The 14634-nt window shown below is 65.9% G+C and carries 17 protein-coding genes and 1 tRNA gene; 15 read left to right on the top strand and 3 right to left on the bottom strand.

Features of this window, described 5'->3' with window-relative positions; translation table 11 throughout:
• The first annotated feature begins 6 nt into the window (after positions 1 to 6).
• From aosR to rdgB, 10 genes are all read left to right on the top strand, one after another.
• Complete coding sequence (aosR, locus tag A5788_RS22540) at positions 7 to 582, top strand: oxidative stress transcriptional regulator AosR (protein WP_064868079.1); 576 nt, start codon at positions 7 to 9, stop codon at positions 580 to 582.
• Positions 582 to 1706: a P1 family peptidase gene (locus A5788_RS22535; RefSeq protein ID WP_064868076.1), complete on the top strand. Its 1125-nt coding sequence runs from the start codon at positions 582 to 584 to the stop codon at positions 1704 to 1706. Before aosR ends, A5788_RS22535 begins: the two co-directional genes overlap by 1 nt.
• 92 nt (positions 1707 to 1798) lie before the next feature.
• Positions 1799 to 2206 carry a Mov34/MPN/PAD-1 family protein gene (locus A5788_RS22530; RefSeq protein ID WP_005207825.1) on the top strand — a complete coding sequence of 136 codons (408 nt, stop codon included), beginning with the start codon at positions 1799 to 1801 and terminating at the stop codon, positions 2204 to 2206.
• A 7-nt stretch (positions 2207 to 2213) separates the two neighbouring features.
• Positions 2214 to 2522, top strand: coding sequence for a MoaD/ThiS family protein (locus A5788_RS22525; protein ID WP_064868074.1), 309 nt, complete (start codon positions 2214 to 2216; stop codon positions 2520 to 2522).
• 7 nt (positions 2523 to 2529) lie between these two features.
• On the top strand, positions 2530 to 3501 hold the full coding sequence (locus A5788_RS22520) for a PLP-dependent cysteine synthase family protein (RefSeq protein WP_064868071.1): 972 nt from the start codon (positions 2530 to 2532) through the stop codon (positions 3499 to 3501).
• 198 nt (positions 3502 to 3699) lie between these two features.
• Complete coding sequence (locus tag A5788_RS22515; protein ID WP_049700919.1) at positions 3700 to 4353, top strand: rhomboid family intramembrane serine protease; 654 nt, start codon at positions 3700 to 3702, stop codon at positions 4351 to 4353.
• Complete coding sequence (gene murI, locus A5788_RS22510; RefSeq protein WP_082937784.1) at positions 4350 to 5159, top strand: glutamate racemase; 810 nt, start codon at positions 4350 to 4352, stop codon at positions 5157 to 5159. The genes A5788_RS22515 and murI overlap by 4 nt, the downstream gene beginning before the upstream one ends.
• A gap of 104 nt (positions 5160 to 5263) precedes the next feature.
• Positions 5264 to 6031, top strand: a complete 768-nt coding sequence (locus A5788_RS22505; RefSeq protein ID WP_064868068.1) for a cyclic nucleotide-degrading phosphodiesterase — start codon at positions 5264 to 5266, stop codon at positions 6029 to 6031.
• Positions 6032 to 6049: 18 nt separating this feature from the next.
• The gene (rph, locus tag A5788_RS22500) at positions 6050 to 6805 is read left to right on the top strand and encodes a ribonuclease PH (RefSeq protein WP_049700917.1); all 756 of its coding nucleotides are present in this window, start codon (positions 6050 to 6052) and stop codon (positions 6803 to 6805) included.
• Positions 6806 to 6809: 4 nt separating this feature from the next.
• Positions 6810 to 7421 (top strand): RdgB/HAM1 family non-canonical purine NTP pyrophosphatase, encoded by a 612-nt coding sequence (rdgB, locus tag A5788_RS22495; RefSeq protein ID WP_064868065.1) that lies wholly within the window; start codon positions 6810 to 6812, stop codon positions 7419 to 7421.
• Between the two features lie 47 nt (positions 7422 to 7468).
• Here the strand turns inward: rdgB and A5788_RS22490 are convergent, their stop codons facing one another.
• Genes A5788_RS22490 through A5788_RS22480 form a run of 3 tightly spaced genes read right to left on the bottom strand, consistent with a single transcriptional unit; the run spans position 7469 to position 9465 of the window.
• The gene (locus A5788_RS22490; protein WP_064868063.1) at positions 7469 to 8581 is read right to left on the bottom strand and encodes a glycosyltransferase; all 1113 of its coding nucleotides are present in this window, start codon (positions 8579 to 8581) and stop codon (positions 7469 to 7471) included.
• 45 nt (positions 8582 to 8626) lie between these two features.
• Positions 8627 to 8998 (bottom strand): DUF3817 domain-containing protein, encoded by a 372-nt coding sequence (locus A5788_RS22485; protein WP_049700914.1) that lies wholly within the window; start codon positions 8996 to 8998, stop codon positions 8627 to 8629.
• Positions 8995 to 9465 carry a hypothetical protein gene (locus tag A5788_RS22480; RefSeq protein ID WP_064868060.1) on the bottom strand — a complete coding sequence of 157 codons (471 nt, stop codon included), beginning with the start codon at positions 9463 to 9465 and terminating at the stop codon, positions 8995 to 8997. The genes A5788_RS22485 and A5788_RS22480 overlap by 4 nt, the downstream gene beginning before the upstream one ends.
• Positions 9466 to 9525: 60 nt before the next feature.
• Here A5788_RS22480 and A5788_RS22475 point away from each other — a divergent pair.
• The 5 genes from A5788_RS22475 (at position 9526) to A5788_RS22455 (ending at position 14386) form a co-directional block, all read left to right on the top strand.
• Positions 9526 to 9610: transfer RNA gene (locus A5788_RS22475), tRNA-Leu, on the top strand.
• A gap of 167 nt (positions 9611 to 9777) precedes the next feature.
• Positions 9778 to 10491 carry a GntR family transcriptional regulator gene (locus A5788_RS22470; protein ID WP_064868056.1) on the top strand — a complete coding sequence of 238 codons (714 nt, stop codon included), beginning with the start codon at positions 9778 to 9780 and terminating at the stop codon, positions 10489 to 10491.
• Positions 10492 to 10547: 56 nt separating this feature from the next.
• On the top strand, positions 10548 to 11999 hold the full coding sequence (locus tag A5788_RS22465) for an allophanate hydrolase (RefSeq protein WP_064868053.1): 1452 nt from the start codon (positions 10548 to 10550) through the stop codon (positions 11997 to 11999).
• On the top strand, positions 11996 to 12703 hold the full coding sequence (locus tag A5788_RS22460) for a cysteine hydrolase family protein (protein WP_064868049.1): 708 nt from the start codon (positions 11996 to 11998) through the stop codon (positions 12701 to 12703). The genes A5788_RS22465 and A5788_RS22460 overlap by 4 nt, the downstream gene beginning before the upstream one ends.
• Positions 12704 to 12787: 84 nt before the next feature.
• Positions 12788 to 14386 (top strand): hypothetical protein, encoded by a 1599-nt coding sequence (locus tag A5788_RS22455; protein WP_064868046.1) that lies wholly within the window; start codon positions 12788 to 12790, stop codon positions 14384 to 14386.
• The last annotated feature ends 248 nt before the right edge of the window (positions 14387 to 14634 follow it).

Below are 14634 nucleotides of genomic sequence, written 5' to 3'. Positions count from 1 at the left end.
ATACGAGTGCGCGTTTTCAAACGCAAGGGCCGAGGACGCTCGGTGCGGTACACGACGTCGTTGGAGTCTCACGAGTCCGAGCTCCTCGCGTCGATGGTGGCGTCGATGTCGGAGTTGCTCACCGAACGTGAGGCGAGCGCGCCGCGCGACGACCTCGCCGAGCTGACCGGCATCCGTACCGGACACTCGAGCGCCCCGACGGATGTGACCCTCGGCCGTCTGCTGCCCGACTTCCACCGGCCCGACCAGGACACCGAACTCACCGCGGACGCCGTGAACGGGCGGCTCAACGCGGCACTGCGCAGCGTCAACGAACCCAAGATCATCGACGCCAAGCTCGCGGCGTCGACGACGATGCTCGCGACTCTCCCCGACGGCGGCGGCGACGTCTCGCTCACCGAGGAGGAGGCGATGTGCTGGCTGACCGCGCTCAACGACGTCCGCCTCGCGCTGGGCGCGATGCTCGGGATCTCCGAGGACACCCCCGACCAGCTCCCGCCCGACCATCCGCACGCCGCCCACCTCGACGTCTATCACTGGCTGACCGTCATCCAGGAGCTGCTCGTCGAGGCGATGATGTGATGACCGGCTGGGCTCCCGTCGGTGATCGCATCACCGATGTGGCAGGCATCGCCGTCGGGCATCACCACCTCGTCGATGCAGACGCCACGCTCGGCCTCGGCGGACCCGACGATCCGCCCGGAACCGGGTGGGCCACCGGTACGACCGTCGTGGTCGTCAGCACGCCGGAGGGAGCGACGCATGCCCCGACGGCGGCTGTCGACGTGCGGGGCGGCGGCCCGGGGACTCGCGAGACAGACCTGCTCGATCCGTCGAACACCGTCACCACGGTGCACGCGATAGTGCTCACGGGCGGCAGCGCCTACGGACTCGCCGCCGCGGACGGGGTGATGGCCGGGCTCGAGGAGTCGGGTCGTGGCTTACCGATGAACGCCCAGGGCGGCGTGGTCCCGATCGTTCCGGGGGCCGTCATCTTCGACCTCCCGATGGGCGGGTGGACCAACCGTCCGGATGCGGGCTTCGGACACGCGGCGCTCCAGGCGGCGGGCGCCGAGGTCGCTCAGGGCAGCGTCGGCGGCGGGGCCGGAGCTCGGGCGGGCGGACTGAAAGGCGGAGTGGGGACGGCGTCGTCGCGCATCGAGACCGGCGCGGCGTCGGGCATCACCGTCGGTGCGTTGATCGTCGCCAACCCGGTGGGCTCGGTGATCGATCCGACTACCGGATTGCCCTGGGGTGCAACAGAACACGACCTCGCGTATTACGGACTCGCCCTACCGGACGGCTCGGATGCCGCGCGATTGGCCGAGGTCGCTGCCAAACAGACCGTGCTCAACACGACGATCGGCGTGGTGGCGACCGACGCCGAACTCGACGCCGCGTCGGTACGTCGAATCGCGATGTCGGCGCACGACGGGCTCGCCCGCGCCATCCACCCCGTGCACTCGCCGCTCGACGGCGACACCATCTTCGCGGTTGCGACCGGAGCACATCCCACCGAGCCCGCGGCGTTCGTGCCGCCGGGGATGAACCCCGACGTTGCTGTCCTCGCCGAGATCTGCCGCGTCGCCGTGACGGTCACCCAACGCGCGATCGTCAACGCGGTGCTGGCCGCCGATTCGGTGGCGGGCGTGCCCTCCTACGCCGACCTCGCGCCGTCGGCGATCACGACCACCGGCATCGCGTAGCTGCCGGAGTCGTCACCGGGGTCTCGGAATAGCGGCGTCGAGGGGCACGGTTGTTAGTCAGGACGTTTATCCGTTCACTTCGAGGAGAGCGAGTGCTGCAGATCAGCCAGGAGTTGGTCGACGAGATGGTCGCGCATGCGCGCGCCGATCATCCGGACGAGGCGTGCGGGGTGATCGCAGGCGCGGAGGGTTCCGACCGTCCCGTCCGGTTCATCCCGATGGTCAACGCCGAGCGGTCGCCGACGTTCTACCGCTTCGATTCGACGGAGCAGCTAAAGGTGTGGCGGGAGATGGATCGCAACGACGAGGAGCCGATCGTCATCTATCACTCGCACACCGCCACCGAGGCATACCCGAGCCGCACCGATGTCTCCTATGCCAGCGAACCCCAGGCGCACTACGTCCTCGTGTCCACGCGCGACGCCGACGACACCGAGATCCGGAGTTACCGCATCATCGACGGTGATGTCACCGAAGAACCCATCGAGATCAGGAGCTGAATCAACCATGACGGTCACCGTGTCCATCCCGACCATCCTGCGTACGCACACCGGCGGCGAGAAGCGGGTCGAGGGTTCCGGCTCGACGCTGTCGGAGCTCATCGACAATCTCGAGACCGCCAACCCCGGCCTCAAGGAACGTCTCGTTGCCGCGGATGGTGCGGGCGCGGGCAAGCTGCACCGCTTCGTCAACATCTACGTCAACGACGAGGACGTGCGCTTCTCCGGTGGTCTCGCGACCACGATCGACGACGGCGACGAGGTCACCATCCTGCCCGCGGTCGCCGGCGGCGCACTGCCACAGCCGGGACGATAGGCGTTTCGTGGCGCGCTACACGTCGCTGATCTCCTCCGTCGGGAACACGCCCCTGATCGGACTGCAACGCCTCTCACCGCGGTGGGACGACTCCGACGACGGTCCGCACGTGCGGCTCTGGGCCAAGCTCGAGGACCGCAACCCGACAGGTTCGATCAAAGACCGACCGGCGCTGCGCATGATCGAACAGGCCGAGGCCGACGGCCTGCTGCAACCGGGGTCGACGATCCTCGAACCCACGAGCGGCAACACCGGCATCTCTCTGGCCATGGCCGCCAAGCTCAAGGGCTACCACCTGATCTGCGTGATGCCGGAGAACACCTCGGAAGAACGTCGGTCGCTGCTGCGCATGTACGGCGCCGAGGTGATCTCGTCACCTGCTGCGGGCGGTTCGAACACAGCGGTTCGCGTGGCCAAGGAGCTCGCCGCCGAGCATCCCGATTGGGTGATGCTCTACCAGTACGGCAACGAGGCCAACTGGCGCGCACACTACGAGGGCACCGGCCCCGAGCTGTTCGCCGATCTTCCCGAGATCACCCACTTCGTCGCGGGTCTCGGCACCACCGGAACGTTGATGGGCGTCGGACGGTATCTGCGCGAACGCGACCCCGACATCGAGATCGTCGCGGCCGAACCGCGATACGGCGACGAGGTGTACGGCCTGCGCAACATCGACGAGGGTTTTGTGCCGGAGCTGTATGACGAGTCGGTGCTGACCCGCCGCTACTCCGTTCAGGGAGTCGACGCCGTCGCGCGGGTGCGCGAACTCATCGACCTCGAGGGCATCTTTGCCGGAGTGTCGACAGGCGCGATCCTGCAGGCCGCCCGCGGCATCGGCCGCAAGGCGCTCAAGGAGGGTCGACGCGCCGACATCGGATTGGTCGTGCCCGACGCGGGATGGAAGTATCTGTCCACCGGGGCGTACGACGGTAGCCTTGAGGATGCCGAGCAGGCACTCGAGGGGCAGCTCTGGGCTTAGCCGCCACCGCTGGTCGAGCTACCCCCGCTGGTCGAGCGAGCCTCGCTGGTCGAGCTTGTCGAGACCACTGCTGGTCGAGCGAGCCTCGCTGGTCGAGCTGAACCCGCTTGTCGAGACCCCCGCTGGTCGAGCTGCACCCGCTGGTCGAGCTGCACCCGCTGGTCGAGCTTGTCGAGACCACCCGACGAAGGAAAGACGATGACACCGAGCACCACGCCCGCGACGCGCGGCGCGCGACCCCTGTGGGCGCGGTCGGCGATCGTGATGGCGTTCATCGTCGCGGTGCTCGTGATCGTCGAGGCGATCGACGCCGCGACGCGCTACGACCTCGATCGCGCCGGCATCGAACCACGCCAGATCGACGGACTCGACGGCATCCTGTGGGCACCGTTTCTCCACGCCGATTGGCAGCACCTGTTCGCCAATCTGATCCCGCTCGTCGTGCTGGGATTCATTCTGCTGCTGAGCAAGCGCTTCCTGATCGTCACCGCGATCGTCTGGATCGTGTCGGGCCTCGGTGTCTGGTTGTTCGCGCCGTCGTACAGCGTCACAGTCGGAGCGTCGGGCATCATTTTCGGTTGGCTGACCTACCTGCTCGTGCGCGGAATCTTCAACCGCGACCTCACGCAGATCGCGATCGGAGTCATCCTCTTTCTCGTGTACGGATCGGTGCTGTGGGGCGTGTTCCCCGGCACCTTCGGAGTCTCGTGGCAGGGCCATCTGTTCGGCGCGATCGGCGGCGTGCTTGCCGCGTGGTTCCTCGCCGACCGGGATCGTCGCCGACGCCCACGGAGCGCCTCGTCGGGTCCTGTATCACCGTATGGCCCGACAACACCGGGGGTGCGGTCATAGTCACGAACACACGCGCCGACGCGCCTATAGGCATCTTCGATTCCGGCGTCGGTGGGCTGACCGTTGCCCGCGCGATCATCGACCAACTGCCCGACGAGGACATCGTCTACATCGGCGACACCGCGAACGGCCCGTACGGTCCGCTGACCATTCCGGAGATCCGACGCCACGCCTTGGCGATCGGCGACGACCTCGCCGAGCGCGGGGTCAAGGCAATCGTGATCGCCTGCAACACCGCGTCTGCGGCGTGCCTGCGCGATGCCCGTGAGCGCTACTCGCCGATCCCGGTGATCGAGGTGGTGCTGCCCGCGGTCCGTCGAGCCGTTGTCGCGACGAAGACCGGGCGCATCGGGGTGATCGGCACGGAGGCGACGATCTCGTCGCGCGCTTATCAGGACTCGTTCGCTGCCGCCCGCGATGCTCAGATCACCGCCGTCGCCTGTCCGCGGTTCGTCGATTTCGTCGAACGCGGAATCACCAGCGGCAGGCAGATCCTGGGTCTTGCGCAGGGATATCTCGAACCGCTGCAGGAGGCCGACGTCGACACGGTTGTCCTCGGCTGCACTCACTACCCGTTGCTGTCGGGCGTGATTCAGTTGGCGATGGGCGACGAGGTAACTCTCGTGTCCAGCGCCGAGGAGACCGCCAAAGATCTGTTCCGCGTGCTCACCGAATCCGACCTCCTTCACCCGCACACCGGGCGCGAGGCTGTGCGCCACTTCCAAGCGACCGGCGACCCGGAGATGTTCGCAAAGCTGTCGAGTCGATTCCTCGGACCCGTTGTCCGATCGGTGGATCCGGTTTGACGTGCGGCGTGTCGCCCACGCCGGGCCGTTCACACTTCCCGGTCGGCGTGTCTTGTGACCGATAAGTGGTCTGCCCGCCATGTGCGCGTGGCAAGGTAGGTCGTATGCGTCTGACTGTCCTGGGCTGTTCGGGCAGTGTCGGTGGCCCCGGCGCGGCCTGCTCGGGTTACCTGCTGACCGTTCCTGGTCATCGACCCGTGCTCGTCGACTGTGGTCCCGGGGTAATGGGGGAGTTGCAGCGGATTGTTGATCCGAACGAGGTCGACGTCGTACTGAGCCATTTGCATGCCGATCACTGTGTTGACCTGCCCGCGTTGTTGGTGTGGCGCCGCTATGCACCGACGCCCGCGACCGAACTGGCGTCGCTCTATGGGCCCTCCGGTACCGCGCTGCGGATCGGGGCGGCGTCGAGCGAGTTCGGTGGTCAGATCGACGACATCAGCGATACGTTCGACGTCCACGAGTGGTCGGACAATATCGAGATCACGTTGGGCGGCATCACGATCGACCCCTTCCGCGTCGACCATCCGCCCGCAACCTTCGGTCTTCGGTTCACCGGGCCGGAGGGGCAGGTCATCGCGTACAGCGGCGATTCGGGTCCGTGCGATGCGGTGATCGACCTGGCGGCAGACGCCGACATCTTCCTGTGTGAGGCGTCGTGGACGCATGCTCCATCGGATCGCCCTCCGCACCTGCACATGTCGGGCATCGAGGCGGGGGAGATGGCGACCAAGGCCGACGCGAAATCTCTCGCGATCACCCACGTCGCACCGTGGTCGGACGCCGAGGCGATTCTCGCCGAAGCGCGAAGTACCTTCTCGGGCCCGGTCGGCCTCGTGCGCCAGGGCCAGGTGTTCGACCTACCCGGGTGATCTCCTACAGTTGAGTTCGTGACCACACGAGCTGACGGCAGGACCGACGACGAACTCCGTCCCATCACCATCACCCGCGGATTCACGTCGAATCCCGCAGGGTCTGTGTTGATCGAGTTCGGTCAGACACGGGTGATGTGCACCGCGAGTGTTACCGAGGGCGTTCCGCCCTGGCGCCGCGGGTCGGGGCTCGGCTGGCTGACCGCCGAGTACTCGATGCTTCCCGCCGCAACCCACGAGCGTTCACGCCGCGAGTCGGTCAAGGGCAAGATCGGCGGTCGCACCCACGAGATCAGTCGACTGATCGGGCGTTCGCTGCGCGCGTGCATCGATCTGGGCGCGCTCGGTGAGAACACCGTCGCCCTCGACTGCGACGTCCTGCAGGCCGACGGCGGCACGCGCACCGCGTCGATCACCGGCGCCTACGTCGCACTCGCCGACGCCGTGACGTGGCTCAAAGCTGCTGGGCGACTGTCGGATCCGCAGCCGCTCTCGTGCATGATCTCAGCAGTGAGTGTCGGCGTTGTCGACGGTCGAGTGCGACTGGACCTCCCGTACGAGGAGGATTCGCGCGCCGAGGTCGACATGAACGTCGTCGCCACCGATGCCGGAACCCTCGTCGAGGTGCAGGGAACAGGAGAGGGTGCGACTTTCCCGCGCGCCACCCTCGACAAGTTGCTCGACATGGCCGAGATCGGTACGGACAAGTTGTTCGTGGCGCAGCGTGAGGCGCTCGCGCTTCCGTATCCCGGCACCCTGCCCGAGCCGGCCTGACCCGATGTCGCAGGTACTCCTCGCCAGTCGTAACCGCAAGAAGCTCGGCGAGCTTCAGCGTGTCGTCGACGCCGCAGGCCTCACCGGCCTCGAGGTGATCGGACTCGACGCCGTGCCCGAGTACCCCGAAGAACCCGAGACCGGTGCGACCTTCGAGGACAACGCGTTGATCAAGGCCAGAGCCGGCGCTAAAGCAACTGGATTACCTTGTCTCGCAGACGATTCGGGAATCGAAATCGACGCACTCAACGGCATGCCCGGGGTGCTTTCAGCTCGATGGAGCGGCGTACACGGCGACGACGCCGCCAATAACGCGCTGGTGTTGGCGCAACTCTCGGACACACCCGACGACCGACGGGGCGCGGCATTCGTGTCGGCGTGTGCGTTGGTGTCGCCGGCGGGCGACGAGACCGTCGTGCGCGGTGAGTGGCGCGGCACGTTTGCGCGAGAACCGCAGGGCTCCAACGGCTTCGGCTACGACCCGCTCTTTCTCCCCGACGACGCGGTAGCTGCCGGACGCTCTGCCGCCGAGTTGGCACCGGCCGAGAAGGACGCATTGAGCCATCGCGGAAAAGCCTTGGCGCAGTTGGTTCCTGCACTGCGCGCCCTGGCCTGAGGGTCGACGGCGCACAACGGACTAGACGTCGCAGCAAACGGCCACCGTCAGCCTGCGCCGCCGCTGTGGACCGCGAGCATTCGTGAGACCGAATCGGGCCACGTGAACTGCGCAGCACGCGCACGAGCGGCACTTTCGCGTTCGGAACGCGGTATCGACAGAACATGCTCGACGGCGCGTGCGAACCCTGTCCCCGAATTGTCGGCGAGAGCGCCACACGACTCGTCGACCATTCCTGCGACGGCGGACGACCGCGACCCGACGACCGGCGTCCCCGACGCGAGCGATTCTAATGCCGACAGGCAGAACGTCTCGTGCGGGCCGGGAGCGAACGAGACGTCGGTGCTGGCCAACAGTGCCGCGACCTGGCGTCGGTCACGCAGATGGCCGAGAAACGTGACAGGTAGGCCCCTGGCGGCGTGCTGCAGGGCGCCGCGCATGGGACCGTCTCCCGCGACGACCAGATGCACGGGTAGTCCCGCGCGATGAAGTTTCGCAACTGCCGCGATAGAACGGTCTGCGCGCTTTTCCATCGACAGTCGGCCGCAGTGGCCCAGGAGCGTCGTCGAACCGTCGGTCCACCGAGCACTCAGCGCGGGGTCGAGGTGATGTGGCGCGAACTGCTCCAGGTCGACGCCGAGCGGTGCGCGGACCACGTTGCGGGCCCCGATCCGCTCGAATTCGGCGGCGGCGAACCCGGTGGTGCACACCACGGAGTCGTACGAGTTGGCGGTTGCGGCGTTCGCCCGATCGGCCAGTGCCCGGGCGGTCCGCACGGGCATGGCCATGGCCAGCAGCCTGTCGAGCCGCTCGTGCGACACCATTGCCGACGGGATGTCGCGGCGTCGGGCCCAGCCACCGAAGCCGCGCAGCGTCAGCCGGTCTGACACCTCGAGTGCGTCGGGGCGGATCGAAGCCAGAACGTCGGCGACGCGTCGAGCAGATGCCAGGCGATACCCGCCGGAGAACGGGATACCCGGCGCGCGCACTGAAATCTTCACTACGCCGGACGGCATCAGATCTTCGCGCGATTCGCTTCCCGGTACGACGAGTGTCACGTCGTGTCCGGCGGCGACGTAGCCGGCACCCCAGCGGTCGACGGCTGTGCGCAGTCCTCCGGAGCGCTCACCGTAGAAGTTGGCCAACTGAACGATGCGCACCTCGCCAGTCAGCCGCGCTTGCGTGAACGCAGCGCTGCGCGTGCCTTAGGGCAGGTTGAACTGCGCCTTTACTTCCTTCGACCGGATGTGCTCGACATAGAACGAGAGGAAGGGGATGGTGCCCGCGATGGCGGTCACGATGATCTTGCCGACCGACCAACGCACCTTGATGCCGAGGTCGATCGCGCAGATCAGGTAGATGAAGTAGATCCAGCCGTGTACCGGCGGGACGAAGTCCAACACGTGATTGCCGAAGCCGTAGCGCAGGATCAACTCGGCGACCAACAGCAGCAGCCAGATACCGGTGATCCACGCGAGCACGCGATAGCGAGTCAGTGCGCTCTTCACCTTCGCGACGGGCGTGGTGGTCTGTGCGGACTGGGCGGTTTCGGTGCTCTGTGGGGTCTCGCTGCTCACCTGGGGTGTTCCTCCGTCTGTGTGGACTCGCGGGTCGTCGCGGGCGTGGTGACCGGCTGCGCCTCGGTGCGCTCGTGGTCTGTGGCGGCGAGCTCGGCGAGGTACCGGTTGTAGTCGGTGAGTGTCGAATCGTCGCTCACGGGAGTCGCGGCAAACGACGACGCGCTCGGGGTGGTGGCCCGCTCGGGGAGTATGCCGTCGGGGATCTCGGTCACGCCCTTGGGCTTGAGCTTCTCGACCTCCTCCGGGTCGGCCTCGAGCACCACGAACCGGCGGTACGCCCAGACGAACGCAATGGCGAACGCCGGCCACTGGAGCGCGTAGCCCAGGTTCTGGCCGGTACCGCCCGACGACTCATAACGATCCCACTGCCACCACGCCATGCCGAGGCACACGACAGCGGCGAGCGCCACCAGCACCAACAGTGCCGGGCGGTGCCTGCGAGCACCACGACGCGTAGTAGACATACCTTTGACGGTACCTGGCCTGGGTGTATCGCCGCGCGACCGGTACTGTTGACCGCGCACGCGCGAGTGGCGGAATTGGCAGACGCGCTGGATTTAGGTTCCAGTGTCTAAGGACGTGGGGGTTCAAGTCCCCCCTCGCGCACCATAGAACTCGTACTCGAATCAGCAGAACCCTTATTCGAATCAGCGCGCCCGTGGATTCGCATCCGATGTCACGGTGTCCGGCGGATGACGCGAGTCTGACTAGACTCGGCCACGGGTACGACCAACTGTCACCCACGAATTCATCATGACGAAGGGTACGAACGCACGATGACGGAGATCGATGGGTCCGGTGTCACCCCCGATCTCCCGGAGAGCCTCGTCGACGTGGCAGGCCGTCGTATTCGGGACGCGATCCTGTCCGGGGCATTGACACCCGGACAGAAGATCGTCGAAGAGACACTATGTGCCGATCTCGGCATCAGTCGGGCTCCGGTCCGAGAGGCACTCCGGTTGCTCGCCCAGCAGGGCCTCGTAGAACACCAGCCTCGCCGCGGAACCCGGGTGGCAGAGTGGTCACCGCGAGACATCTTGCAGCTCTTCGAACTTCGCCAACTCCTGGAGCGATATGCGGTCGAGTCGGCGCTGCCGCTGGCCGATCCTGACGTTCAACTTGCGCCAGTGCGCGCGGCCATCGAGGCCATGGAGAATGCTTCGGCCGACATTGATATCGACGATGCTCATCGGCGGTTTCATGCAGCGGTGGTCGGGCTCGCCGACAATCGGCAACTCGACATCGCCTTGGAGCCGATCCTGCTGAAACTACAGTTGCCCATGGCGGTCAACCTGCGTGCGGAGGCGCGCGACCACCACGGGCACGATGATGGACTCCATCGTCATCACGACATCTTGCACGCGCTAGAAGCCAACGACATCGAAGCCGTGGTCGCCGCACTACGCGATCACGGACACCTCAACTACCTCAACCTCGTCGAGGCGACGATGGGGGAGGACGGGCGAGCCGACGAAGCCCGGATGAGCTAACACAAACGACACACAGCCGTTCTTCGGTTGGCACGATTCTGTCGACAATCGACGGTATGAACATTTCCGGAGAGGGTCCAACCCTGGGGCCGACGGTCGCCGAGATCGTCGAATCACATGTGAGCGGTAGCGGGTCGCCGAGCAGAACCGCACGAATGGTCTGCGATGCGATCGAGGCGCGTGGAGACGACGGCACCTGGTTGTCGACGGTGCCGAGAGACGAACTGATGGCGGCGGCGGCCGAACTCGAAGCCAGCCCGGGCGCGCGCGGTCTTCCGCTGTACGGAGTGCCTTTCGGCGTCAAGGACAGTATCGACGTCGCCGGGGTGCCCACCACGCTGTCGTGCCCGGGCTACGCATACGTCGCCGAGACCACCGCGCCGGTCGTGCAGCGCCTACTCGACGCGGGTGCGCTCTATGTCGGGAAGACCAACCTTGACCAGTTCGCCACCGGACTCAACGGCACGCGCACCCCGTTCACCGTGCCCCGCAGCGTTTTCGGAGGCGACATGATCTCCGGTGGCTCGAGTTCGGGATCGGCGCTGGCGGTCGCGCTGGGTGAGGTCCCGTTCGCGGTGGCCACCGACACTGCCGGATCCGGCCGGGTCCCCGCGGCCCTCAACGGCGTCGTCGGTTACAAGCCGTCCCGAGGTTTGATCAGCACTGTGGGGCTTGTGCCGGCGTGTAAGTCGTTGGACTGCATCACGATGATGGCCGGCTGCATCGACGACGTCGATCGGGTCATGGCGGTGATGGCAGGCGTCGACGACGATGATCCGTGGTCACGACCGTCGGGGCCGGGATTCGCCGGCGACCGCATCACGATTGGTCTGCCACCGGTGGAGGAGTTGGAGTTCTTCGGCGACGAGGCCATGAAAGACGCCCATCTCGCGTTCCGAAACAAGCTGCAGAACAATACATTTACTGTTCAGACCGAGGTAGTCGAGGTATCCCTGGCACCATTCCTCGCCGCCGGTGAGCTGTTGTACTCGGGCCCGTGGGTCGCCGAACGCCTCGTGGAGTTCAATGATTTCCTCACCGACCGTCCCGACGAGATTTTCCCGGTAGTGCGCGACATTCTGCGCAGCGGGCTGAATTACACCGCCGTCGACGCCTTCGCTGCACTGCAGAGACTCGCCGAACTGCGTGCCGAGGTGGGCCGCATCTGGCGCGATATGGACGTACTGGTGGTGCCCACGATCGGCCGAACGTTCACCGTCGATGAAGTTCTCGCACAACCTATTGCGGCGAACACGATGCTCGGTCACTACACGCACTTCGGGAACCTGCTTGACCTACTGGGGATATCGGTACCGCAGGGCACCACCGCCGACGGGCGTCCCCACGCCGCGATGCTGCTCGGCAACGCCCTCTCCGACGACACGGTGTTACACCTTGCGGCCGAACTGCTCGACGAGCCGCGGGCGCACGCCTCCGTCGTTGAACGCCCGGAAATGAACACCGTGCAAGCGAAACCCCTGGAGCACAACAGAAAGGCCGTGTTGTGAGCGAATCGGTCACCGTCATGGCGTTACCCGAACCCATCGATCTCGACCTCGACCGCACCGCACTTGTGATCATCGACATGCAGCGAGACTTCCTGCTGCCCGGCGGTTTCGGTGAGACCTTGGGCAACGACGTCGGGCAGTTGCAGAAGGTCGTCGAACCGTTGCAGGCGTTGCTTGCCGCCGCGCGATCAGCGGGCATGCTCGTGGTCCACACCCGTGAAGGACACCTTCCTGACCTGTCGGATTGTCCGCCCGCCAAGCTTTCTCGGGGTGCCCCGTCGAAACGGATCGGCGATCCGGGGGCATTCGGACGCATCCTGATCCGTGGCGAGTACGGCCACGACATCGTCGACGAACTCGCGCCGCTGGCCGACGAAGTCGTCATCGACAAACCCGGGAAGGGCGCCTTCTACGCGACGGATTTCGGAAAAGTGTTGGAGTCCAACGGAATCACCCAGCTGTTGGTGACCGGTGTGACCACCGAGGTGTGCGTGCACACCACAACTCGTGAAGCCAACGATCGCGGCTTCGAGTGCGTTGTGGTCTCCGACTGCGTCGGGTCCTACTTCCCTGAGTTTCAGCGTGTCGGGCTGGAGATGATCGCCGCGCAGGGCGGCATCTTCGGCTGGGTCGCTGCGAGTGCCGACCTGCTCCCGGCGATGCTCGGGCGTCGTGCAGAGGCCTCGTCTGACGTCGTTTCCTGAACTAGCACAACACTATTCACCACCACCTTCCACGGCGTTGTGGAATCGACATTGCTGAAACATCTACACACTCGAAGGAACATCATGGGCACCACCGTCGAACCCGCGCCACCCACCGAGCCGTCGACACCTGACGCCACTGCGAAGTTACCGTGGTGGACCCGAGGGGATACCAACGCCTTCTTCGGGCTCGGATTCAACATTCTCGTCAACGTGTTGACCCTTACCGGCCTGATGATCGGCGTCGTCAAGGTTCCGGCCGACGATGTCCTCGGTACCGTGCTGCCCGCCCTCGGCGTCGCACTCGTGCTGGGCAATCTGTACTACACCTTCCTGGCCCGACGACTTGCCAAGCGTGAGAACAGGAGTGACGTGACGGCTCTGCCGTACGGGCCGAGCGTTCCACACATGTTCATCGTCGTATTCGTGGTCATGCTGCCGGTCTACCTCAAGAGCAACGACGCGATGCAGGCCTGGCAGGCCGGCTTGGCGTGGGCGTTCATGATCGGTGTGATCGTGATGATCGGAGCGTTCGTGGGACCGTACGTCCGCAAGCTCACCCCGCGCGCGGCGATGCTCGGCACCCTCGCCGGTATCTCGATCACCTTCATCTCGATGCGGCCGGCCGGACAGATATGGGATGCGGCATGGATTGGGTTGCCGGTGCTGGCGATCATCCTGATCGGGTTCTTCACCGACGTGAAGCTGCCGGGCAACATCCCGGTCGGGCTGGCAGCGCTACTTGTCGGCACCGCCATCGGTTGGATCGGCGGGTTCATGTCGTTGCCCGACCTGCAGAGCGCTGTCGACAACATCGCCATCGGAGTCCCGGATCAGCGGTTCGACATGCTCTTCTCGGGCTTGGGGGATCTCGCCCCGCTGCTGGGCACAGCAATCCCGTTGGGCGTCTACAACTTCACCGAGGCGATGAGCAACGTCGAGAGCGCCGCCGCCGCGGGCGACAACTACGACCTACGGAGCGTGCTGCTGGCCGACGGTGCGGGCGCATGTATCGGTGCGGCGTTCGGCTCGCCGTTCCCGCCTGCGGTCTACATCGGGCACCCGGGGTGGAAGGACGCCGGTGGTCGGTCGACCTACTCGCTGGCCAGTGGGGTGGTGGTCGGCCTGCTGTGCTTCCTCGGGTTGGTCGGGGTACTCGAGGCGCTGCTGCCGGTGCCCGCGATCGTGCCGATCCTGCTCTACATCGGCCTGCTCATCGGGGCCCAGGCGTTCCAGGCTGTCCCCCGACTGCACGCGGTAGCGGTGGTCGCGGCGATCCTGCCGAACCTCGCGCAGTGGGGAACCGGCCTCATCGACAACGCACTGTCCGCGGCAGGAACGACGGCCGACAAGGTAGGAGGCGACGCGTTGGCCAACGCCGGGCTCGTCTACTCCGGACTCAAGACCTTCGGCGAAGGTGCGGTGCTGGTGGGTCTGGTGTTGGGGGCGATCGTGACGTTCATCCTGGACAAGAAGTTCCACTATGCGGCGATCGCCTGCCTGGTCGGTGGGGTGCTGTCGTTCATCGGGCTCATCCATGCACCCGAGGTGACGTGGGCGGCCAACCCGCAGGTGGCGCTCGGCTATCTCTTCTTCGGAATCGTGTGCTTCGCCTACTGGTTCCTACCCAACGCCCGAACGCCGGTGACCGTCGACGAGGCCGACGTGGTCGCCGGACACTGACTCGCCACTATCGCTTGCCCGCGGCGTCGCGAGACGTCGCGGGCAGTGCTGGCTTTTGCTCGTGCGGTGGTGCTTAGGCACTGAGTCGCTCAGCACCGTCGAGCGTGCTCGCGGCATTGTCGAATCCAAGTCGTCCACTTAGTTCTCTAGGCAGAGCATCCTACAGTTAATGGCTCTTCGAAGTTGAGCGGGCAATGCCTGGTCAGGGCCGCGGCGTGTCGTTGAGGTGAGACGCCCCTGGTCTCCGG

Origin of the sequence: Gordonia sp. 852002-50816_SCH5313054-c, assembly GCF_001665925.1 — a bacterium.
Lineage (GTDB): Bacteria > Actinomycetota > Actinomycetes > Mycobacteriales > Mycobacteriaceae > Gordonia > Gordonia jacobaea.
The sequence above is the reverse complement of the archived record's forward strand: the minus strand, read 5'-3'. Positions and strand labels throughout refer to the sequence as shown.

Excerpts from the sequence above, each read along its gene's own strand:
- A5788_RS22535 (WP_064868076.1), top strand. The coding sequence starts at position 582 with ATGACCGGCTGGGCTCCCGTCGGTGATCGCATCACCGATGTGGCAGGC.
- A5788_RS22525 (WP_064868074.1), top strand. The coding sequence starts at position 2,214 with ATGACGGTCACCGTGTCCATCCCGACCATCCTGCGTACGCACACCGGC.
- A5788_RS22515 (WP_049700919.1), top strand. The coding sequence starts at position 3,700 with ATGACACCGAGCACCACGCCCGCGACGCGCGGCGCGCGACCCCTGTGG.
- A5788_RS22505 (WP_064868068.1), top strand. The coding sequence starts at position 5,264 with ATGCGTCTGACTGTCCTGGGCTGTTCGGGCAGTGTCGGTGGCCCCGGC.
- rdgB (WP_064868065.1), top strand. The coding sequence starts at position 6,810 with ATGTCGCAGGTACTCCTCGCCAGTCGTAACCGCAAGAAGCTCGGCGAG.
- A5788_RS22480 (WP_064868060.1), bottom strand. The coding sequence starts at position 9,465 with ATGTCTACTACGCGTCGTGGTGCTCGCAGGCACCGCCCGGCACTGTTG.
- A5788_RS22470 (WP_064868056.1), top strand. The coding sequence starts at position 9,778 with ATGACGGAGATCGATGGGTCCGGTGTCACCCCCGATCTCCCGGAGAGC.
- A5788_RS22465 (WP_064868053.1), top strand. The coding sequence starts at position 10,548 with ATGAACATTTCCGGAGAGGGTCCAACCCTGGGGCCGACGGTCGCCGAG.
- A5788_RS22455 (WP_064868046.1), top strand. The coding sequence starts at position 12,788 with ATGGGCACCACCGTCGAACCCGCGCCACCCACCGAGCCGTCGACACCT.